Consider the following 21,702-nt stretch of genomic DNA (forward strand, 5'->3'; position numbering starts at 1 on the left):
AGTGCATATTATTCAGATAGCCTTCATTAACAGACTTATATACGAACTTTGATAAAACGTTACAGCAGGGAGCATGTAATAGATGATAAAAACAATTCTGGTTGTAGGGGCCTCGGGGTATGTTGGAAGTCACCTGGTTCCTGAGCTTGCAAACAGCGGATACCAGATAAAAGCAACCGGTCGAAATCTCGACCTGCTACAGAAGCGTGGATGGGATGCCATTCCCAACATCGAACTGATAGAGCTCGACTTAAATGTTCGCTCCAACCTAGATGAATTATTGCAAAATGTTGATGCGGTGTTCTTTTTGGTTCACGGAATGAATCACGGGCATGACTTTATTGATATTGAATTACATGCGGCCAGAACCTTCAGCCAGGCCCTCAAGCGAAGTACTGTGCAGCGTGTTATTTATCTCGGTGCGCTTCAGGCCAAACAAGGGAAATCCAAACACCTGGACGCCAGAAAGAAAACCGGGGAAATTCTGCGTGACAGTGGTATTCCAACCACCGAGTTACGGGCCGGGATCATTGTCGGGCCGGGTTCAGCTGCGTTCGAGGTGATGCGGGACTTTGTCTACCATTTACCCGTTATTATCGCCCCTAAATGGGTGAAATCCTACAACTCCCCTATTGCGCTACGTAATTTGCTTCATTACCTGCTTGAACTACTCCACTTTAACCCTTGCCGACACCAGATCATGGACGTTACCGGTCCTGAAACCATCACATATGAAACCCAAATGCGTAAACTGGGGGCCCACGCAGGGAAAAAAGTCCGCATCTTACCGCTTCCCTTGTTAACTCCATCGATGGCGGCCTACTGGCTAAAATTTATAACCTCGGTTCCTACCAATATTGCCCGTGCGCTCATAGGTGGGCTACGTTTTGATCTTGCTGCAAACGGCAGTGCTATTCAATCGCTGATCCCGCAATACCTGCTCACCTACGACGAAGCTGTCGAAGAGTGCCTCGGCCATGAAAGCGAAGTCGTACGCAATGAAATCTGGGGCTTTGATCCAGATGCCCTAGCCCGCTGGCAAACAGGCTACGGCTATTACCCCAAGCACGCTGGCTACACGCTTAAAACTGATGCCACCTGCGAGCAGCTTTGGCGTCAAGTGCAGCTTGTCGGTGGCAAGGAAGGCTACTTTTTCGCTAATTACCTATGGCGAATACGTGAATGGATGGATTTTGCCATCGGTGGCGACGCGCTCAAACGATACCGCCGTGATCCCGACAAGCTTCAACTTGGTGATAAGGTTGATTCATGGAAAGTGATAAAGATTGTACCCAATCGCTTTCTCTCCCTTTTGTTCGGAATGAAAGCGCCGGGGCTGGGTCGGCTTGAATTTACGATAGAAGACAAAGGGGAATACCGCGAAATAGACATTCGTGCCTGGTGGCATCCAGCGGGTTTCTCCGGCTTGCTCTATTGGTTTGCCATGATGCCCGCCCATCTGTTTATCTTCAAAGGCATGACTCATGCCTTGGTCAAGCGCTGTAAGGCAAAAGCGCAGGAAGGTAAATCGGTTACGCAATAAGGTGTCGTTATCAAAGGAATTGAGCAATTGACCAGAATGCATGCTGATGATCCATATTCACAGCCTATACCCGCATCACCATAGGCATTCATTGAACATTAGACTTATCATTGTGCTACTTCACAGGGCTCAAATACGCTAAGATGCTCGCCATTATTTTAGCTAGAGCCTTTATTACCCAATGACTACTGCCACAACGCCAGCCAGCTTCACTGAACTTGCCTTAATTCAACCTTTGTTAGCTCGACTAACAGAGCTGGAATACCAACAACCTACACCTATTCAAGCGCAAGTTATTCCAAGTGTGTTAGCAGGGCGAGACTTAATTGCAGGTGCAAATACAGGATCGGGTAAAACGGCGGCTTTTGCACTGCCAATGTTGCAGGATCTTTTTACGCAAAAACACACAGATAATACCAAGGGCGGCAAAGGTAACTATGTTACTGGGCTTATTTTGGTGCCAACGCGTGAACTGGCTAAACAGGTTGCTGACAGCATTAAGTCATACGCAGTTCACTTTAACGGTGCAATTAAAACGGTGGCTGTTTTTGGTGGTGTATCTGCAAATACTCAAATGCTTGCACTACGTGGCGGCACCGATATTTTGGTTGCAACGCCAGGCCGATTACTCGATTTAATTTCAAGTAATGCGATTAAGCTAGATAAGGTAAAGACCTTAGTGCTTGATGAGGCCGATCGTATGTTAAGCCTTGGCTTTACTGAAGAGCTATCTGAACTGTTGGGTCAATTGCCAAAACAGAAGCAGACGCTATTGTTTTCTGCGACGTTCCCTGAGCAAGTACAGGCTTTAACTCAAGAGCTGCTTAACGACCCCGTTGAAATACAACTACAAAGTGATGATGCCAGCACCTTGGTACAGCGTGTTTTTAACGTAAATAAAGGCGAAAAAACAGCGGTGTTAGCGCATTTGATCAAACAGCATCAATGGCGACAAGCACTTGTTTTCGTAAATGCCAAGAACAGCTGTGAGCACTTAGCCGATAAACTTTATAAGCGTGGCATTGAGGCCGAAGTGTTTCATGGTGATAAAGGCCAGGGCTATCGTACACGTATACTTGAAGCGTTTAAGTCGGGTGAGATTGATGTATTAATAGCAACGGATATCGCGGCCCGTGGTTTAGATATTGAAAAGTTGCCGGTGGTGATCAACTTTGATCTACCAAGAAGCCCATCAGACTACATGCACCGCATTGGCCGAAGTGGCCGTGCTGGTGAAGTTGGCCTAGCCCTATCGCTGATTGATTATGAAGATTTTCATCATTTCAAAGTTATCGAGAAGAAGAACAAAATCCGCCTTGAACGTGAACAGGTAGAAGGCTATGAACTCGATGAAACCATTACCCAAGAGATGTTAGAGGCAAACAAGCCGATGGCAAAACCGGAAGGCACGGGTAAGAAAAAGCGTAAAAAGAAAGGACTTGGTAACTCTGATGTCTGGTTGAGAAATTCATAACCAAACAAGCAACGATATACCAATAAACATCGTGTCAGTTGATACTTGCTGACACGATATTAGTCACAATCAGCGATATACCGAATAATAAGGTAGAGAAAATGAGTGGAACCATTCGAGCCAATATTCACCCTGGATTAGAAGTGAAAATTGTCCTTAAAAAAGATCAACGAAGCGGAACACTAACCTCTGGTATTGTAAAAGACCTTTTAACGAAGTCTCCAAATCATCCTCACGGAATAAAAGTCCGCTTAGACAATGGTGATGTTGGTCGTGTAAAAGTGATCTGTTAATCATTATTATCAAACGGCTACCACTTTCAAAATAGTGCCTACAGGTATAAATCGAAGAATCTCAAAACAACGACTACAAGTCGTTGTTGAGTTTATTCTGTCATTTCTGAACACAATCGCACTCAATTGTGGCTCTAATTCTCTCCTCTAATTAAATAAAAAACTCCCCGGCACGAAGTACCAGAGAGTTTTATTGTAAATCTAATTATTAACCTAACGACTAACTAACGTGATTGGTTAGCCGATACCTGAAGTTTATCAACTTCCGTCAATAACCCTTTAAACAGGCTCACACTGCCCAACAGAAGAATAATCGTAAACGGCATTGCAGCAATAATAGTGATTGATTGCAGAGCTTGAATAGACTGAGTACCACCAATCCAGAGCATAACCATTGCGATAGCACCAGAGATAACTGCCCAAACTACTTTCTGCTTAACTGGTACTTCTAACTTACCACCCGCGGTCATGCCATCAATTACGATAGAGCCCGAATCTAACGTTGTCACAAAGAAAACGATAATCAGTGCTACAGCAATAACGGATAGAACATCTCCGAACGGGTAAGCATCTAGCATATAGAATAAGCTGAGAGAGACATCCGCAATGCCTTGGTCAAGACCTAGTTTTCCTACTTTATCCATCACCTGTTCAATAGCAACACCACCGAAGATAGACATCCAAGCTGTTGTTACCAACGTCGGGATAAGCAATACGCAAAGAAGAAACTCGCGAACGGTTCGTCCTTTAGATATACGAGCTACAAACATACCAAAGAAAGGCGCATACGCTACCCACCATGCCCAATAGAACACAGTCCAACCGTGCAACCAAGTTGTATCATCACGGCCGGAGGTTTGGCTTAACGGAAGAATGTTTTTCACATACCCCGTCACTGCGGTAGCCAAAGAATCCAACACTGTAGTGAAATTCAAGACAGCAATAAGACCAAGGAATACAAACGCAATAACCATATTCAGATTACTTAGAAACTTAACACCGCCATCCATGCCGCGTATAACAGAAATAATTGCCAAACCCATAATCAATATGATAATGGACTGCTGAAGATAAATGTTATTTTCCATTCCGAATACATGGCTGATACCGCTAGCCGCTTGCGTTCCCCCTAAACCAAGAGAAGTCGCTAGGCCAAACAAAGTAACTAATACAGTTAATACGTCAATCACGTCACCCACTTTTCCCCAAACGCGATCACCCAACAATGGGTAAAACACAGAGCGCATTGAGAGTGGTAACCCTTTATTGTAAACAAAGTAGGCAAGGCAAAGTGCGGTCATGCCATAGATAGCCCATGCATGTAAGCCCCAGTGGAAGACTGTTGCGCCTAATGCCAATTCACGACCAGCTTCTGTATAAGGTTCTGCATTCAGTGGTGTCCCAAACCAGTTGGTAAAGAACGCCGTTGGCTCTGCAACACCCCAGAAAATGAGTCCGATACCCATACCTGCAGCGAATAGCATCGCAATCCAAGACGCTTTGGAATAATCCGGAGTTGCGTGATCACCACCTAAGCGAATTTTACCTAAAGGTGAAAACGCTAAAATAATGGCAAAAACTAACAAGATGTTGGCTCCCCACATAAAGAGGAAGTCAAAATTTGACAGCACAGCACCCTTAATAGAATCAATAGCTGCTTTTGCATCTGCAGGCGGTAATGCGAGAAGGGTAACAATGAAGAGAATAGATAAGCCGACTGAGGCTACGAAAACTGTATTATGGACATCCATACCCCATTTACTGATGTTATCTTGACCAACTTGATAATCAGTAGAATCAATACTGTACTTTTTTGATTTAAAACTCATAAATTATGATGTTCACATATCCGAATAAACGAATATAAGGACCAACTCCATATCCAACTACTACTTGATTGGCTAGCCGCACCATATAAACGAACATGATATAGGTGATTAATGGCTTTTGCTCAATCCCAAGCGGTGCATTCTAGCACAGAATGGGGATCCTGATTAGATGTTGGCCAGTTGCTTTAGGGTTTCTCTGTTTGCAAAAAAAGGGAAGACTATAGGGGATTGCGAAATCATGGGCTCCATAATCAAAATAACTGACAGAAATATCTTTATGTTGTCGCTAGATCTGCAACCAATAAATTAAGCTGAAACCTATCCATGCTACTGCTATTCAGTCACCTCGAAAAGCTGTATTACCATATCTAGCAGTCGGTTTGTTCTGAAAGTCTCAGGGCGTCTTCAAACTCAACGCCAAGATAACAGATTGTGTTATCTAACTTCGAATGACCCAACAATAGTTGCACTGCCCTGATATTCTTTGTCCTAGCATAGATTAATGTGGCTTTAGTGCGACGCATGGAATGCGGCCAATAATAATATGCATTCAACCCAAGTTTGCTTGCCCAATTTCTAATAATTGAACGATAAAACGAGTAGCTTATAGGTTGCCCCCTTTCGACGGGCACTAGGAAAAAGGTGTATTACATCGCCCCGCCAGCACACCTCTGGTAATGCAAACTGCTAGAGGTTATGCGTTTGAGTTGGATGGTAGATGATTGCTTTCGGGAATTAGCATTCATCATCAACCCTATTTGTTAAAATTGAGAATTTCAGAAAAAGTGAGTGTCCATGAAGTCTGCTGCCAATCAACCCAAACAGCTTCGGAACAATTTCTTATGAGATTTTTAATCTCTAAATCAGCTTTTTTGGATATAAAAATATGATTAGAAGTTCAACAAAAAAACGAGAATTGGCTCACAGATAAAATAATATGTAACTTGTAGCATCGTTGATTTATATCAAAATAGGTATTTATGAGAAACATAATCGCTTTAGCTTTACTACCTATGTTACTCACAGCTTGTCAATCAACAAGTGTAGCTGAAAAGGAATCCGCAAAGTCACTTCCCTCACTCAATGCTGCAATGATGACAGGAGCTGGCTTACAACTTTCAGCTTTGAAGTGTTTTGATACTGGTGTGGCATTAATTCAAGATGAGATTGAAAAAGAGACGGGTGTTAGCTTTGCAACAGCATACAACTTAAAGTCTGATGGCTACATATTTGAAAGTATAGGTTGTGACTCTTTTAGTACTTATAGTAGTAATGTAGCTAAGGCGCGAAAATTAGAATTTGCAAAAATAGATCAGGAGCGTGTTAAGGCAGAACAAAAAAAGACAAAAGAATTAGCTGACAAAATCAACCGATTGAATAGTGTTGGAAAGGGTGATCTGAAAATTTGCTCATTAGGTTATAGTAACAAAACTCACGTTTACTATGACAACAGAAGAGATAAGCGGATATCACTGAGAACATATGATGAGTATATTGTTAATTCGGTTCATATGAATTTAAATAAATCCCAAGCTAGAAATTTTGTTACTGTCCTTAAAGAAGCTCAACAGAAAGCAAATGAAAACAGTGATATAGAATCATTGCAGCTCGGTAAGTTTGAAGCTGGAATTGGCTGGGTAATGCTTACATCTAAAAATGGGAGGTTGAGTGGTTTTTGGGGGAGTAAATACAGTGTCGATAGAGTTCTGCTTCCCTTGTACACTGATAAACTTGTCCCATGCATCGAAAAACTAATACCCTACATCTAAAGCACAGATATCAGTTAACCTCTAAGTTGAAAATGGCAGGCGAAGAATAAACTCTGGTCGAGTATTGCCTGCCAAAATGTCAGATCGTATGAGTCAGTACACGTTATGAAGCCGTCGGCAACTCAGGTAAGTGTGAACCACCATTGTGCGGATAAATAATGTACTCGCCGTGATACTTCACTTTCGACTTGTAGTCCGTGACTTTATACATTAACAAGCCTGCTTTATAGGCCGTATCGACAATGAACTGTGCATCACCACGAACGTATAGCGATATTGGCTTAATCACCTCACCCTGCTCGGAGATCCCCTCCTGATATTGCTTCGAACATACCACCAGCGAAGCCTGACCGTCAGTATGGTGCGTTACTTTCCTGTTCACTTCATATTCTGTCGTCACTAGCCAATCAGCTTCTTCCAACAACGTATACAGTGACTGGATTTGCTCGCGAGTCGTTACACTAGCAACATCTTCGTTGCGGGGAATACCGGCAAACGTTTGATGAATATGTTCAAACTGCTGCTTCAGTTTGGCATTTTTACCCATACTACGGGCCTGCTGCTGCCAAGCCAGCAATGTTTTGGCCAAGCAGTGATCATAACGCTGTTGCTTTATAGCCTTGGTTACCCAGGCACTCAGAAAGTGTGTTTCACTCACCGGATTGTGAGGCGTCTTACCTGATTGCAGGGATTCGCCCAAATCCTGAAGCCCGTCAGAGACCAATCTATAGATTTCTTGATAAAAGTTTGCCATGTGGTTCCTTAAGCGTCTCGGGACATAAACCAATAAAATCCAGCCGATAATACTGCACATGTCGCCATGGTCAATGCCATCGGCCAAACTGTTGCGTCTGGCATCATAGCAACCATACCGCCTACCACGGTTCCTGTCCCAAATCGCATCGTACCTGCCAGTGATGATGCCGTTCCCGCCATATGCGGGTACTTGGCCAACAAGCAAGCCATTGTGTTACTACCAATAATTGAAATGGTACCCACAAATAGCATGACAGGGACAACGACACCCCACAAGCCAAGCTGGAATAACTGGCCACAAACCAAACCAATACCGGCGATTAGCTGAATAATCAGGCCAAAACGCAGCATCCAGTGCGAGCCCATCTTTTTCACCATCCGGCCGTTAATACTGGTCATCAGGATCAAGCAAACAATATTGAGGCCAAACAGCAGACCAAAGTGCTCTGTACTGACGTGGTACAGATCAATGTAGACAAACGATCCAACAGTAAGGAAGGTAAACATCCCGGCAAAAGAGAAACCACTACAAAAGATCATGCCAACCGCTGCCGGTGTTGTGAGCATTCGGGCATAGTTTCTTAGCGTAGAGCCCAGATGAAACGGCAATCGCTTTTCGACAGGAAGCGTTTCAGGAATTTTCCCCAGCACAGCTACGATAACAATCGCGGCAAACAGAGCCAGCACCCAAAATATAGAACGCCAGCCAAACCAAATCGACAGATAGCCCCCAATCATAGGAGCGGCAAGCGGAGCGATTGTCATTACCAGGGTGATAAACGACATGGTGCGGGCAAACTCTTCTCGCTCGAACATGTCTCTGACAAGAGCCTGAATAATGACTGCGGCCGATGCACCAGCAAAACCCTGAGCGGCACGCACCCAGGTCAACTCGACAATACCTTGGCTTGTCGCACTGACACAGGCGGCGATGGCAAAAAGAATCACACCAATAATAAGTATCGGTTTACGGCCGTAACTATCGGCCAAGGGGCCATGTAATAACTGTCCGACAGCAAACCCTGCTGTATAGGCCGTCAGAGTTGTCTGTACTGCACTCGGAGAGACGGCCAAATCTCTTGCAATACTTGGCATTGCGGGGAGGTACATGTCTATTGCCAACGGGGTCAACGCAGCAATAGCGCCCAAAATAAGGATCAATTGCAAGCTCAGCTTTTCACTGTCTTGTGTCGTCATAAATTCTCAATACTGGAGGATCAAAAGGTAGCCGGATATTGTACGATGAATTTGGGTATATAACTCTTTCCTAGTGGGAATTTATCTGTTTCTGTTTAACTGTGTTCTGATACCGAACTCCAAGACACAAAAAAGGGCGGATAAACCGCCCTATCATCTATCTCTGTTTTACTTCAGAAAGTAGGCTATCTCTTCATCAGTCAGCGGACGGTATTCGCCCGGCTCAAGATCTTCATCTAGCTCAATGCTGCCAACCTGCTCGCGGTGTAACCCGACAACCTTGTTGCCCACCGCGGCAAACATCCGCTTAACCTGGTGATACTTCCCTTCCGAGATTGTGATCACGGCTTCGCGCTCATTGAGGATTTCAAGTTTAGCCGGACGTGTAAGATCTTTCTCGCCGCGCAACTGTACCCCTTCGGCAAAAGTCTGAACGGTCTCTTCCGGTAACGGATCGGCCAACTCGACGTAATACACTTTTTCACACTCATGACGTGGTGAGGTAATACGGTGCGACCATTGGCCATCATCCGTCAACAACACTAACCCGGTTGTATCACCATCTAGACGCCCCGCTACATGCAGCTTCTCAGGGCTTACCTCGTCGAACAACACAAACACCGTAGGGTTGTAATCGTCAACATGGGAGCAAACAAAGCCTTCCGGCTTATTAAGCATGAAGTACCTTGGTCCGCTAAGGCTCAGAGAGCGACCGTTGAACTCTACGTCGCAGTCATCCGTCACTTTCAATGAACCGTTTTTCACGATCTCGCCGTTCACTTCAATTTGTTTGTTTTTCAATAGCTTACCGGCTTCTTTACGGGTGATACCCAAAGTGGTACTTAAGAATTTATCAAGCCTCATTACTGGCTCCGCATGGTGCAAAAACGCGTATCATACCAATTTTATCGAGACGGACATAGATACACAGGCATGGCAGACTGCAATCTTTTTATGTCGCTAATTTCCGCAACTGCGAGAATGATCCAGCTTTTCGACCAAACACGAACTAAGCTACAAAAAATAGAACATTTCTGGTTTTTCGTGGTCTTTAATTATGAACATGTTACACATAGGTTACGTATAAACATACAGTATCATCAGAACGGATTTGATGAAAAAACCTAACAACAAAGGTCGTACTATGAACATCTCACTTGTTGCGCCAAGTTTGTCATCAACAGACATGCTACTCAAACTCGTTGAGGAGCTATTTGAATACGAAGTTCTCCCTCAGAAGATCGAACAAACGAGTAAAGCTGTCCACCAGCTGATCAGCAATCCAGAGCTCGGTCAGGCCTGGTTTATAGAAATCGAACAAGAAGGCGAGAAAATGATCGCCGGCCATATCACCGTTAGCTATAGCTTCAGCCTCGAATATGGCGGACGTATTGGTCTCATTGACCAATTTTACCTCAAGCCCGAATGGCGACAACAAGGCATCGGGACAGCGTTGATCCCGATGATCGAACGACACGTCACCGAGGCGGGTGTACATGCCTTGTCACTCGAGGTGAACATCGGTAACGCAGGAGCCAGAAGCTTCTACGAAAAACACGGTTTTGTCCCCCGTCGTCAGTTTTGTATGATGACCAAAGTGATCAAACAAGAAGACATGCCGCTGCACATTGCTTCTTAACAAGAAAGCTTCCTTACGACATAGCTTCGATACAACATGGCTTCTTACGGACTCTACCGATACCGCCCAATCCGGCTCACTTAGCAAGTGGGCCGACAACATTGAGCGCTCTCCCTATCGCCATCTACCGCTGATTTCAGGTACACTCTTAGCCCCGAGAGCAAACTGGCTCATCTTTTGATGTCCATCAGTAGTATTTAATATGTATACCCTCCGCCCCTACCAGCAAGACAGCGTTAAAGCGACCATTCACTACTTTCGAAAACACAGTACCCCTGCCGTACTGGCGTTGCCGACCGGGGCGGGTAAAAGCCTTGTCGTGGCAGAGCTCGCACGCATTGCGCGAGGGCGGGTACTGGTTCTGACTCACGTCAAAGAGCTGGTAGAGCAAAATCACAGTAAATACGAAAGCTATGGCCTCAAGGCTTCAATTTTTTCGGCTGGATTAGGACGAAAGGAAACTGACCGCCAGGTTGTCTTTGCCTCTGTCCAATCAATGGTCAATAGCCTCGACCAATTTGCCAATGAGTTTTCCTTACTGGTTATCGATGAGTGCCACCGTGTACCCGATGATGAGAACAGTGCCTACCGAAGAGTGATCAGCCACGTGCAGGCGATTAACCCGGGCATCAAGATCCTGGGGTTAACGGCGACCCCTTACCGCCTCGGGATGGGATGGATCTACAAGTACCATACCCGCGGTCAGGTCCGCACTGAACAGGACCGTTTCTTTCGAGACTGTATCTTTGAGCTGCCAATCCGCTACCTGCTGGATGAAAACTTCCTGACCGAGCCCAAGGTGATGGATATGGCGGTTATGGGCTATGATTTTTCCAGCCTCACCCCTTCCTCAAACGGTAACTATCGCGAGGCCGATCTCGATAGCGTGATCGAAAAGTCGTCACGGGCAACCCCGATGATCATTGAGCAGGTCATTGAATATGCAAAAGACCGCCGTGGCATAATGATTTTTGCCTCGACGGTAAATCATGCCCAGGAAATCATGGGCTACCTTGCCAATGAAAATGCCGCCTTGGTCATAGGAGATACTCCGCTCGATGAACGGGATCGAATCATCGAGGCGTTCAAGCAGCGGGAGATCAAGTATCTGGTCAACGTATCGGTACTCACGACTGGGTTTGATGCACCACATGTGGATCTGATAGCCATCCTGCGCCCGACAGAATCTATCAGCCTCTACCAGCAAATTGTTGGTCGTGGCCTACGTTTGTTCAAAGGGAAGAAAGACTGCCTGATTTTGGAATACGCAGGAAACTGCTACGATCTCTACCAGCCGGAAGTTGGCGAGCCCAAACCAAACAGTGACAGCGAAGTGATCATGGTCCCCTGCCCAGCCTGCGGCTTTAACAATAGCTTCTGGGGCAAACTCGACCCTGAAGGCTTTCTCATCGAGCACTACGGCCGTCGCTGTCAGGGCTATTTTGAGGATGACGATGGAGAGCGCGAGGAGTGTGGCTACCGATTCAGGGCCAAGTACTGTGAGGAATGCGGCGCAGACAATGATATCGCCGCCCGACGCTGCCACCAGTGCAATGCTGTCATGGTCGATCCCGACAAAAAGCTCCGCGATGCACTGAAGCTCAAAGATGCCATGATCATGAAATGCACAGATCTGCGTCTGGAACCCGGCAAGAACAAATTCGGAAAACCCCAGCTCAAAGTCATCTACTCCAGTGACGAAGAGGCCGAGATCAGTGAAGTCTGGCCGCTGGCGACCAAAACCCAAAAAGATAGCTTTCTGAAAAAATTTATCAATCCGCATCTGGTCGACCGACACCGTCCGTTTACGGATACAGCCCCGACCAAAGTCGCCAACAACGAACACCGCTTGCGACCGCCGGAGATCATCATAGCCCGCAAAAGCGGTCGCTTCTGGGCTATTCGTGACAAACTGTTTGATATAGACCAATATCAAAAGGACTAACTGCGAGCAAGAAATCAGATTTGCTGACCATTTTGACTCATGCTCTGACAAACAGTATCAGCCATGAACTCCTCCCCCTCGCCACCATACTCAGCGCACCAAATATATCCCTCACTTACAGTGAGGGATATATGTATAACAAGCAGCATGATAGGTAATTTTAGAGTGACAATAAACACCACATGGTATTTGCAATCCCAACGAGTAGAGACAGACTACTCAATAATTTCACGTAGGTTATGCCTCTTTTATTCTTGGTCAAATAAATGCAAGTAACCCGCATATTTTGGGGTGCCAATGTTTAATTAGTCTCCAAGCGTTGCGACCATAATGGCTTTTATTGTGTGCATGCGGTTTTCTGCTTCATCAAATACAATCGAGTACTCTGATTCAAATACGTCTTCTGTCACTTCCAGGCCTTTCATGTTGTATTTTTCCGCAACTTCTGCACCCACAGTGGTTTCATCGTTGTGGAATGCAGGCAAGCAGTGCATGAACTTCACATGAGGGTTACCCGTTGCCTTGATGATATCCATATTAATTTGATAGGGGGTCATGAGTTTTACGCGCTCATCCCATGCATCTTTTGATTCTCCCATGGAAACCCAAACGTCGGTGTATAAGAAGTCACAGCCTTTTACTCCTTCTTTCACATTTTCCGTTAAAGTGATTTTTGCTCCGGTGTGTTTTGCAATATCTTGACATTGTGCGACCAAATCGGTCTCCGGCCAAAATGCTTTGGGGGCAACCAGACGAATGTCCATCCCCATTTTCGCTGCACCAACCATCAAGGAGTTACCCATGTTGTTTCGTGCATCACCTAAATATGCAAATGTAATTTGATGTAGCGACTTACCACGACTATGTTCTTGCATCGTCAGGAAATCGGCCAATATTTGAGTCGGGTGGAATTCGTCGGTCAAGCCATTCCACACCGGGACACCAGCGTATGCACCTAGCTCTTCAACGATTTCCTGGCCAAAACCACGATACTCGATGCCATCATACATACGGCCTAATACACGAGCCGTATCTTTCATCGATTCTTTATGACCAATCTGTGACCCAGATGGCCCCAGGTAAGAAACCTTTGCCCCCTGATCGTAAGCGGCCACTTCAAATGCACAGCGGGTTCGCGTTGACGATTTTTCAAAAATTAATGCAATGTTTTTTCTTGTTAGCCTTGGTTGTTCATAACCTGAGTATTTTGCTTTTTTCAGCTCTGCAGACAATTCTAGAAGATGCTGAATTTCACAAGGTGTAAAATCTAAAAGTTTTAGGAAGTTGCGATTGCGAAGATTGAAAGCCATAAGATTATCCTCATAAGTCTCAATTAACTACCTGCAAATAGCCTTAGTAGCGACTCAATGAACAGTTGTCATGTTATTTAGGGTTAATATTTGTGCCTGCTTCTCCTTTTAGAATACGCAGGCCATCTTCAAGTGCGCCGATCCCCACTAACTTACCGCCTTGATTGATGAACTCGCAGGAGGCTTCAATTTTAGGCCCCATAGAACCGGCATCAAATTTATATTGAGCTAGCTCTTCGGGGGTAGTTTTATGCAGTGCTCTCTGGCCTGGTTTTCCCCAGTCTAGATAGACCGCATCCGTATCGGTCAGAATTAGCAAGGCATCGGCTTTGAGTTGCTTTGCCAAGAAGGCTGCCGACATATCTTTATCTATTACCGCTTCCACCCCGACTAGTTTGCCATTTATGTATTCAACCGGAATGCCTCCGCCTCCAGTACAAATAACAAGGTGTTCATGGCCTATCAGGGTATTGATGGCATCATTTTCAATAATGCCGGTTGGCTTCGGACTCGGTACTACACGCCGGAAATATTGGCCGTCAGGCTTCACTATCCAGTGGTGTTTTTTTGCCAGTTCATGAGCTTCGAAATCATCATAAACTGGCCCAATAGGTTTGCTCGGGTCGGCAAAGGCAGGGTCGTCCGGGTTGACGCTCATTTGGGTTAACATGCAGGAAATGGGTTGTTCCGGTAATAAATTCTTAAGCTCCTGCATCAGCATGTAGCCGATCATCCCCTGAGTTTCGGAGACCAGAACATCTAACGGATAAAGCCCGACTTCTTTATAGGCCAGCCCTTGCAAAGCCTGCAGACCAACTTGCGGGCCGTTACCGTGAACGAGTAGAACATTATACTCTTTGCCAATTTCAGCAATGGCTTTCGCAGCCTTGGCTATGTTACGACGCTGGATGTCGGCTTCGAGTGGTTCGCCACGACGCAACAGAGCATTACCGCCTAATGCGACAACAACCGTTTGCCTGGTCATAGTGTTCACCTTCTTTTAGGTTCATTAATACTGATTTATATCAGTGTTATGCCTGATGGTTCGAACCTGTAAAATAGAGATATTCTACATAACAGCTAAGATCTATCCCGAACTGAGCCCATACAAACGTAAAATTAAGCTGTCATGCGACAGCGTTGTGGTTTTGGGGCTAGTTGATGAGATTTAAAGCATGGCTCCGATACTTAACATTACCATGATAAAGATTGTCAGGATCAACAGTAGCGGTGCCACCCATTTTACCCAGCGGACATAGGGAACACGGGCAATGGCCAAGCCCCCCATAACAACCGCCGAGGTCGGAGTTATCAGGTTGACAATGCCAGATGCAGACTGATAAGCAGTGACAACCAAATCACGGCTAACGCCGGCAAAATCAGCTAACGGCGACATAATGGGCATTGTCAGAACGGCCAGGCCGGATGAAGATGGCACTAGGAATGATAATAAAACTTCCAACCAGTACATAACATTTATGAATACAATGGCTGATAAGCCTGTAACGGCATGTTCTGCTGTGTTGAGAATGGTATCAGTGATCATCCCGCGATCCATCACCACCACAATCCCCCTAGCAATACCTATGATTAGGGCAACACCCAATAGGTCTCGAGCCCCCTCGATAAAACTTGTGGTTAGCTCTTCTTCACTCATACGGGCAACAAGGCCAATAATAATCGTTGCAGCTAAGAACATCGCGGAAATTTCAGCCATCCACCATCCCAATACCGCCACACCGTAGATCATTACACCGAAAGCCGCTCCGAAGATAATTAGGATCACTTTTCGAGTGGTAGTCAGTTCCAGTATGTCCTGACCTTCCTTGTTACCCAGAAAGTGCTCCATGTCTTCTTCGTATTTATCAAAAACGATGGACTTACTGTGGTCGGCACGCACCATCTTGGCATAGCGCATAACGTAGCCCACACAAATAAGCCAGCCGACCACCAGGATAACTATGCGTAGCCCGATCCCATCGGTAAACGGGATCCCGGCTGCATTAGCAGCGATAACTGTTGCGAATGGATTGATGGTTGACCCCAGGGTTCCGATACCGGCTCCGAGCAGAATTGTCGCGGCTGCAACAACCGGGTCAAAACGAGCAGCCATCATTACCGGTACCAATAGTGTGTAGAAAGGTAATGACTCTTCCGCCATACCATAAATTGTTCCGCCGGCAGCAAACAAAGCCATCAAAATGGGGATCATCCATTCTTCGCGACCTTCGAGGTGAGTCGTGACCCGTTCAATGCCGGCATCAATCGCCCCCGTTTTCGCCACCAAGCCAAGAAAACCGCCAATTATCAAAATGAATAGGGATACATCAATCGCTGCGGCTTCATAACTTTCGTGATCATACAACCCATCAATAGGCGCCATCAGCACATCAACGATACCTTGTGGGTTGCTGTCAACCTGCTTGTAAGTACCGGTTATTGGGATTTCCCGTCCGAGTTCTTCGCTCATCACCCGATCATACTGGCCTGCGGGTACGATCCACGTCAGTAATGCCATCACTGCAATCAAGAAGAAAAGAATGGTATAGGCTGAGGGGAATTTAAACCTAGTGAAAAACTTGCCTTTATCATCTTGGTTCGCATTATTCTTATCCATTATCTTTTCCTTAACACCGCAAGGTGTCATGAAACCCTATACAAGCGATTATTCTGACTCAAAAAATGGTTGTGGCCTTATTGCTTCAATGGAATCCGACAATGTTCTCAACAACACAAACTAAATGTCATCGCGATACAGTGGGCAGCTCATGCAACGAGCGCCTCCGCGGCCACGCCCCAGCTCATTACCAGGAATGGGCAATACGGTAATACCGGCCTTTTCGTATTTCTCATTGGTGTATACGTTACGCTCATAACCAATAACCACACCAGGGCGTACGGCTAATACATTATTAGCATCATTCCACTGTTCGCGTTCGGCTTCATAGCTATCACCACCGGTAGTTATGATGTTTAACTGATCCAAGCCTAAAGCCTCTTCAATGACGTGAATGAAATAACCTTTCTCTACAACTTTGACTTCACCTGGCTTGCCTGCGGTCAGACTCCAGCATTTGATATCTTTGCGTACCACTTCCGGATACACCGAGAAGGTATCTACATCCATATGAGTCATGACGGTATCGAGATGCATACACGAGCGGTGTTTAGGAAGTTCCAAGGCAATCACCTGCTCAACTTGCCCATGCTGGAGTAGATTAGCCGCTAAGTTTGTCACCCCCTGCGGTGTGGTGCGTTCGGACATACCGATCAGTATGTTTCCTTTGCCAATCACAAGTACGTCACCACCTTCAATCGTAGCGTTATCGTAACTTTTCTCTTCGTCGCCGTAGTATTTGATAAAGTTCTGTCCGGCAAACCGCGGATGCCAGCGATAAATAGCGCGCAGATGGTTGGTTTCCCGTTGGCGTGCTGGTTTTGCCATCGGGTTGATTGATACGCCTCCGTAAATCCAGCATGAGGTGTCACGAGTAAACAGATGATTCGGCAACGGTTCGATAATAAAATCACTATCATTGTGCATTCCCTGCATGATAGAAGTTGATTTAATTGGCAATTGAGAATAGTTCAGTCCACCAATCAGGTTCGAAGCCAACTCGTCAAAAGACAATTCTGATAAGTAGCTGCGAACGTCATCAGCAAATATTGGCCCTAAACGGTACGGGGAAATCTGGGTGTGCAGTAACCACTCACGAGCTTCAGGCTGAGCCAGGGTTTCTAATAACATTTCGTGCAATAGCAACACTTCTACCCCTTCATTGCGAAGGGTATTGGCAAAGACATCATGTTCTTCTCCCGCACGTTCTACAGACAGAACATCATCAAATAACAGCTCTTGACAGTTAGATGGTGTTAGGTGAGTGAGGGCTCTTTCTGGACGGTGTAAGAGAACACTGTGTAATACTCCAACTTCTGAACCTACATAAAACCTGTTCATAACTCGCATCTCTCTTTGCGGTTTGTTTTATATTGTAGGCTCTCGAGGCAATTATACTTATACATTTATCAGTAACGATGGTGTGAGTTATGACTCGGCGTTATTGATATAAATAATCAATAGGCCGTTAACCACGAGGGTTAGCAAAGACCTGAAATGCGTTAACTGCGTCTAATATAGGTATTTAAAACACTTTTCCCTGATTTATCTTGCCGGAAACTTATTCGGATGTTAGTATCCGCGCTCAATTTAGGACATTGAGTAAGGTCGCATTACTCATATTGTCCGACTTAGTTAACTTAAAGAGTATTTAAGATGAAATTTGAAGCAACAGTACGTACAGACCTAGGTAAAGGTGCGAGCCGCCGTCTACGTCACACAGAGCATTTCCCAGCAATCGTTTACGGTGGCGAAGCAGCTCCGATTGCAATCACTCTGAAGCACAGCGATGTTATCAACCAGATGGACAAGCCTGAGTTCTACGAAGAAATCACTCTAGTGATCGACGGTACAGAAGTTAAGGTTAAGCCACAAGACATCCAGCGTCACGCGTACAAGCCAAAAGTTGAGCACATGGACTTCAAACGCGTTTAATCGCGGGTTCATACTCTTCAAAAAAGCGCCTTCAAGGCGCTTTTTTTTCATCTGTTTGTTATGAATCACCTATCAAACATCCTGATCATCAAATAATGATTGCTGTGAACTCAACTCTTGCTCAGGCAGCGGCTTCTCCTGATGAGCCTTGTTTCTTCGCATCACCCTTAAATAACGCTGACGACATAAACGTATAGTATTGCGTTGTTGATCTGCGGTCATTTTTTGCCAGTTAAAACGCTCGTCCCGGCTTCGCATGCAGCCTTTGCAGTATCCGCGTTCATTAACCTGACACACCCCAATACATGGGCTAGGAATTGAGAAAAAATCAAGTTGCTCCATTCTTCCCTCCCCCGCATCTAATACCTCAATTGATAATAAGCAGAACCTTTTACAACGTCCAATTTTGTTTCTCCGAGTGAGATAAGCCAACTAGCAAAGCATAACTTTCATTACAACACATCAAAGTGCTTGAATATTCAACTGAGTTGCCAAACTGTCTCCAGTTCTGTTACTGTTTTCAGGGGTATCAGGAGTGATAGCTTGAATATTTATTAGCGTAGTGTGCATTTTAGTCTATCTACGAGTACCAGGAGGGAACCATGGATTTTTTTGTACCATCGGCATCAAGTCCGGCACAGGCCGAATCTGTCTTTTCATCAATAGCCAACCACGTCGCAGCTCCCGCTCAAGCACAGCGGATCTTCAAGCTTGAATGGGAACACGAAGGCAGCATCTGTGACTGTGAGATCGGCAAACCACTCCCTTCGGTCTTTAGGACCGATGAAGTAATATTGACCATCTTTGATTGTGGCGATGTATATAAAATCTGCACACCTAACCGCGGTGCAATCAATTTTGATCCAATCTATGCAGTAAAATCGGCAGTCGTAAACATCGAGTACTTCAACTGATCGAGTTTGGCTAACAAAGTCAAAAAACGCGCTTTCTAGCGCGTTTTTGTCTATTCCGCTGTCCCCGTCTTACAACTCGCCCTTGCTAAAAAAGCCCCATTTGCGGCGCAGTAATGTCATCGAAATGCTTACCAACAAACGGTAAAATTCCATCTGCAACTGGCTTTAGCTGCTTCTCAAGGTAGTGGTTATAATCAATCGGACTTTGTCTAAATTCATGAGGTTCGGCACCCGAGGTGGTAAACACATACTCAATCACTCCCTTGGTCTGATATTGCAAAGGACGACCAAGCTTGGCATTCATCTCATCGGCCATACGGGCGGCACGCACCTGCGGCGGAGTGTTCTTTTGATATTCGTTAAGGTTTCTGCGCAGACGCTTCCGGTACACCAATAGGTGATCATGTTCACCTGCCAACGTTTTATTCGCATATTCCCTAACATACTCATCAGCATCCTGATCATGAAAAACCATATCGTAAAGCGTTTTTTGAAATTCCTGCGCCAACGGTGTCCAGTCTGTCCGGACAGTTTCTAATCCCTTAAATACCATTTTCTCATTGCCATTTTCGACCACCAGCCCGGCATAGCGCTTCTTAGAACCCGTCTCTGATCCCCGAATAGTTGGCATTAGAAATTTGTGGTAATGCGTTTCATACTCAAGCTCTAGATAACAATCAAGGTTGTAGTCCTCGCGAAGATGTTCAGTCCATGCCGCGTTAATATCTACAACCAACTGGTTACCAACAGAATCAGCATCATCTTGGCTATGGCTTCTCCCTAAGTGCACGAAGACAGAGTCGGTATCACCATAAATGACGGTATAGCCCTTTTCTTCAATCATGTCTTTTGTTCGAGACAGTACTTCATGCCCGCGCATGGTTATTGAAGATGCCAGACGATGATCAAAGAAACGACAACCGGATGATCCCAAAACACCATAGAATGAGTTCATGATGATCTTGATCGCTTGGGAGAACGCTTTCTCACCATCGCGTTTGGCCTGATCGCGTGCCTGCCAGAGATCTTCGATCATCTGAGGGAGAAAGTGCTTTTCTCGATGAAAGCGCCCACCACGAAAACCGGCAATAGCCTGATCATCATCTTTGCCCTGCTCTTGTTGCAGGCCTTCGACCAACCCCATCGGGTCGATCCGGAATGAACGAATAATTGATGGGTAAAGAGATTTAAAATCCAGTACCAGTACCGAATTGTACAAACCGGGCTTAGAGTCCATCACGTAGCCACCGGGACTCGCAATCCAATTCTCGCTATCCAGACTTGGAGCGACATAACCGGCCCGGTGAAGCTGCGGAAGGTATAGATTGGTAAATGCAGCCACCGAGCCGCCAATACGATCCAGCTCAACCCCGGTTAAACGACTGCGCTCAATAACAAAGTCCAATAAATGCGTATGTTCAAAAATACGCGAGACCAACTTGCAGTCCTGCAGGTTGTAGCGGGCAAGGGAAAGCTTGTCGTGACGAAACATGTGGTTAATTTCACCCATACGATCATGCACATTATGGATCTGCTTACCCACACCCAGTAATTCTTGCGACACCGATTCAAGAGACCAGGATCGAAAATTGAACGTGGCCGTTTTTAGCGTATCGATCCCATCAAGTACTACCCGTCCCGGTATTGTGATAAAACCTTGGTTGGGATTCTGAATCGACTGACGCCAATGCGGGGGCTGTTTCCCCCGCCCTATCCGTAAGCTGAGCTTGTTCCACTCTGCACGTTTGAGCAACAGTCGAAAGTCAAAATCAATCACATTCCAGCCAATAACAAGATCGGGATCGAACTGGATGAACCAAGACTCCAAGGCAAGCAACAGATCTTTTTCGGAATCGACCCATTGTACCCAGCTGTACTCGGTGTCATCAGCTGTTGGCTCACCGATCATGATGACGCGGCTATCCAGCTCACTGTGCAAGCCAACCGAATAGAGAATCCCTTTTTCAGAACACTCTATATCTAGCGAAACAACTGAAAGCTGAGGGACATAATCAGCCACTTTCGCTTTAACCTGCTGGTATTCAATATAGCCAGCCTTTGGCTGACTGCTGCCTGTAAATGAAATACCGCCACGAATGAATCGCTCCATCAGGTAACGGTCTGCCAACCGAATATCAGCCTCAAAAACTTCAATGCCTTCTCCACGCAATAACGTGGTCAATTGCAGACTATCTCGGACAGTTTGGCTATAACAGCCATACATTGGTTTATGCTGAAAGCTCTTTAACGGCAATGAGCGCCAGGTTACAGATATATTGGCAGCACGAAGAATACCTTCAGCATTAGGCTGATCATGGCTTGCAACAAAACAAACAGGTTTGTCCCCTTGGACAACCAAGCGGCATGGCCCCTGATCAGTTTTCGTCCATAACACGATCTCAGTTTGGCCGCGTACATCTCGGCTCTGCCTTGTCAGTACAAAGCCCGTTGATTGAGTTTGCAAAAATACCTCATAAAAGA

Annotated in this window: 18 protein-coding genes and 1 pseudogene; 8 read left to right on the top strand and 11 right to left on the bottom strand. The window is 45.6% G+C overall.

The genetic code is table 11. From position 1 onward, the window contains the following. Positions 1 to 82: 82 nt before the first annotated feature. The 3 genes from EDI28_RS05380 (at position 83) to EDI28_RS05390 (ending at position 3,310) form a co-directional block, all read left to right on the top strand. Positions 83 to 1,543 carry a DUF2867 domain-containing protein gene (locus EDI28_RS05380; RefSeq protein WP_128782770.1) on the top strand — a complete coding sequence of 487 codons (1,461 nt, stop codon included), beginning with the start codon at positions 83 to 85 and terminating at the stop codon, positions 1,541 to 1,543. 181 nt (positions 1,544 to 1,724) lie between these two features. After that, a complete protein-coding gene (locus EDI28_RS05385; protein ID WP_128782771.1) occupies positions 1,725 to 3,017 on the top strand; it encodes a DEAD/DEAH box helicase in 1,293 nt (430 codons plus the stop codon). Between the two features lie 101 nt (positions 3,018 to 3,118). Beyond that, positions 3,119 to 3,310: a YwbE family protein gene (locus EDI28_RS05390; protein WP_128782772.1), complete on the top strand. Its 192-nt coding sequence runs from the start codon at positions 3,119 to 3,121 to the stop codon at positions 3,308 to 3,310. A 224-nt stretch (positions 3,311 to 3,534) separates the two neighbouring features. Here the strand turns inward: EDI28_RS05390 and EDI28_RS05395 are convergent, their stop codons facing one another. Next, positions 3,535 to 5,139 (bottom strand): BCCT family transporter, encoded by a 1,605-nt coding sequence (locus tag EDI28_RS05395; protein ID WP_128782773.1) that lies wholly within the window; start codon positions 5,137 to 5,139, stop codon positions 3,535 to 3,537. Between the two features lie 368 nt (positions 5,140 to 5,507). Then, positions 5,508 to 5,781 (bottom strand): annotated as a pseudogene (locus tag EDI28_RS05400) (tyrosine-type recombinase/integrase); the annotation flags it as partial. Positions 5,782 to 6,119: 338 nt separating this feature from the next. On the opposite strand from EDI28_RS05400, the gene EDI28_RS05405 reads away from it, so the two are divergent. After that, the gene (locus EDI28_RS05405; protein ID WP_128782774.1) at positions 6,120 to 6,908 is read left to right on the top strand and encodes a hypothetical protein; all 789 of its coding nucleotides are present in this window, start codon (positions 6,120 to 6,122) and stop codon (positions 6,906 to 6,908) included. A 103-nt stretch (positions 6,909 to 7,011) separates the two neighbouring features. Here EDI28_RS05405 and EDI28_RS05410 read toward each other — a convergent pair whose 3' ends face one another. The 3 genes from EDI28_RS05410 to rsuA all read right to left on the bottom strand — a co-directional run bounded on the left by EDI28_RS05410 (position 7,012) and on the right by rsuA (position 9,725). Then, entirely contained in the window at positions 7,012 to 7,662 is a 651-nt protein-coding gene (locus EDI28_RS05410) for a DUF2913 family protein (RefSeq protein ID WP_128782775.1), read from the bottom strand. Positions 7,663 to 7,670: 8 nt separating this feature from the next. Further along, on the bottom strand, positions 7,671 to 8,861 hold the full coding sequence (locus EDI28_RS05415) for a Bcr/CflA family multidrug efflux MFS transporter (RefSeq protein ID WP_128782776.1): 1,191 nt from the start codon (positions 8,859 to 8,861) through the stop codon (positions 7,671 to 7,673). A 168-nt stretch (positions 8,862 to 9,029) separates the two neighbouring features. Further along, on the bottom strand, positions 9,030 to 9,725 hold the full coding sequence (rsuA, locus tag EDI28_RS05420) for a 16S rRNA pseudouridine(516) synthase RsuA (protein ID WP_128782777.1): 696 nt from the start codon (positions 9,723 to 9,725) through the stop codon (positions 9,030 to 9,032). Positions 9,726 to 10,005: 280 nt separating this feature from the next. On the opposite strand from rsuA, the gene EDI28_RS05425 reads away from it, so the two are divergent. After that, entirely contained in the window at positions 10,006 to 10,500 is a 495-nt protein-coding gene (locus EDI28_RS05425; protein ID WP_128782778.1) for a GNAT family N-acetyltransferase, read from the top strand. A 202-nt stretch (positions 10,501 to 10,702) separates the two neighbouring features. Then, positions 10,703 to 12,445, top strand: a complete 1,743-nt coding sequence (gene radD, locus EDI28_RS05430) for a DNA repair helicase RadD (RefSeq protein WP_128782779.1) — start codon at positions 10,703 to 10,705, stop codon at positions 12,443 to 12,445. 305 nt (positions 12,446 to 12,750) lie between these two features. On the opposite strand, the gene argF is transcribed toward radD, so the two are convergent. The 4 genes from argF to arcA form a co-directional block, all read right to left on the bottom strand. Then, positions 12,751 to 13,755: an ornithine carbamoyltransferase gene (gene argF, locus EDI28_RS05435; RefSeq protein ID WP_128782780.1), complete on the bottom strand. Its 1,005-nt coding sequence runs from the start codon at positions 13,753 to 13,755 to the stop codon at positions 12,751 to 12,753. A 73-nt stretch (positions 13,756 to 13,828) separates the two neighbouring features. Beyond that, entirely contained in the window at positions 13,829 to 14,740 is a 912-nt protein-coding gene (gene arcC, locus EDI28_RS05440) for a carbamate kinase (protein WP_128782781.1), read from the bottom strand. Positions 14,741 to 14,923: 183 nt separating this feature from the next. Next, entirely contained in the window at positions 14,924 to 16,372 is a 1,449-nt protein-coding gene (locus tag EDI28_RS05445; RefSeq protein ID WP_128782782.1) for a YfcC family protein, read from the bottom strand. 120 nt (positions 16,373 to 16,492) lie between these two features. Then, complete coding sequence (arcA, locus tag EDI28_RS05450) at positions 16,493 to 17,713, bottom strand: arginine deiminase (protein WP_128782783.1); 1,221 nt, start codon at positions 17,711 to 17,713, stop codon at positions 16,493 to 16,495. A 315-nt stretch (positions 17,714 to 18,028) separates the two neighbouring features. On the opposite strand from arcA, the gene rplY reads away from it, so the two are divergent. After that, on the top strand, positions 18,029 to 18,307 hold the full coding sequence (rplY, locus tag EDI28_RS05455; protein ID WP_128782784.1) for a 50S ribosomal protein L25: 279 nt from the start codon (positions 18,029 to 18,031) through the stop codon (positions 18,305 to 18,307). Positions 18,308 to 18,379: 72 nt separating this feature from the next. Here the strand turns inward: rplY and EDI28_RS05460 are convergent, their stop codons facing one another. Then, entirely contained in the window at positions 18,380 to 18,649 is a 270-nt protein-coding gene (locus tag EDI28_RS05460) for a DUF1289 domain-containing protein (protein WP_128782785.1), read from the bottom strand. Positions 18,650 to 18,909: 260 nt separating this feature from the next. Between EDI28_RS05460 and EDI28_RS05465 the strand changes: the two genes are divergently transcribed. Next, positions 18,910 to 19,221: a hypothetical protein gene (locus EDI28_RS05465; protein WP_128782786.1), complete on the top strand. Its 312-nt coding sequence runs from the start codon at positions 18,910 to 18,912 to the stop codon at positions 19,219 to 19,221. 85 nt (positions 19,222 to 19,306) lie between these two features. Here EDI28_RS05465 and EDI28_RS05470 read toward each other — a convergent pair whose 3' ends face one another. Continuing rightward, positions 19,307 to 21,685 carry a DNA polymerase II gene (locus tag EDI28_RS05470; RefSeq protein ID WP_128782787.1) on the bottom strand — a complete coding sequence of 793 codons (2,379 nt, stop codon included), beginning with the start codon at positions 21,683 to 21,685 and terminating at the stop codon, positions 19,307 to 19,309. Positions 21,686 to 21,702 lie beyond the last annotated feature (17 nt).

The organism is Photobacterium chitinilyticum, assembly GCF_004104355.1.
Taxonomy (GTDB): Bacteria; Pseudomonadota; Gammaproteobacteria; order Enterobacterales; family Vibrionaceae; genus Photobacterium; species Photobacterium chitinilyticum.

Coding starts and splice junctions, on each gene's coding strand:
- argF (WP_128782780.1), bottom strand. CDS start 13,755: ATGGCTTTCAATCTTCGCAATCGCAACTTCCTAAAACTTTTAGATTTT.
- EDI28_RS05405 (WP_128782774.1), top strand. CDS start 6,120: ATGAGAAACATAATCGCTTTAGCTTTACTACCTATGTTACTCACAGCT.
- EDI28_RS05410 (WP_128782775.1), bottom strand. CDS start 7,662: ATGGCAAACTTTTATCAAGAAATCTATAGATTGGTCTCTGACGGGCTT.
- EDI28_RS05385 (WP_128782771.1), top strand. CDS start 1,725: ATGACTACTGCCACAACGCCAGCCAGCTTCACTGAACTTGCCTTAATT.
- EDI28_RS05395 (WP_128782773.1), bottom strand. CDS start 5,139: ATGAGTTTTAAATCAAAAAAGTACAGTATTGATTCTACTGATTATCAA.
- arcA (WP_128782783.1), bottom strand. CDS start 17,713: ATGAACAGGTTTTATGTAGGTTCAGAAGTTGGAGTATTACACAGTGTT.
- radD (WP_128782779.1), top strand. CDS start 10,703: ATGTATACCCTCCGCCCCTACCAGCAAGACAGCGTTAAAGCGACCATT.
- EDI28_RS05380 (WP_128782770.1), top strand. CDS start 83: ATGATAAAAACAATTCTGGTTGTAGGGGCCTCGGGGTATGTTGGAAGT.
- EDI28_RS05390 (WP_128782772.1), top strand. CDS start 3,119: ATGAGTGGAACCATTCGAGCCAATATTCACCCTGGATTAGAAGTGAAA.
- rsuA (WP_128782777.1), bottom strand. CDS start 9,725: ATGAGGCTTGATAAATTCTTAAGTACCACTTTGGGTATCACCCGTAAA.
- rplY (WP_128782784.1), top strand. CDS start 18,029: ATGAAATTTGAAGCAACAGTACGTACAGACCTAGGTAAAGGTGCGAGC.
- EDI28_RS05425 (WP_128782778.1), top strand. CDS start 10,006: ATGAACATCTCACTTGTTGCGCCAAGTTTGTCATCAACAGACATGCTA.
- EDI28_RS05465 (WP_128782786.1), top strand. CDS start 18,910: ATGGATTTTTTTGTACCATCGGCATCAAGTCCGGCACAGGCCGAATCT.
- EDI28_RS05445 (WP_128782782.1), bottom strand. CDS start 16,372: ATGGATAAGAATAATGCGAACCAAGATGATAAAGGCAAGTTTTTCACT.
- EDI28_RS05415 (WP_128782776.1), bottom strand. CDS start 8,861: ATGACGACACAAGACAGTGAAAAGCTGAGCTTGCAATTGATCCTTATT.
- arcC (WP_128782781.1), bottom strand. CDS start 14,740: ATGACCAGGCAAACGGTTGTTGTCGCATTAGGCGGTAATGCTCTGTTG.
- EDI28_RS05460 (WP_128782785.1), bottom strand. CDS start 18,649: ATGGAGCAACTTGATTTTTTCTCAATTCCTAGCCCATGTATTGGGGTG.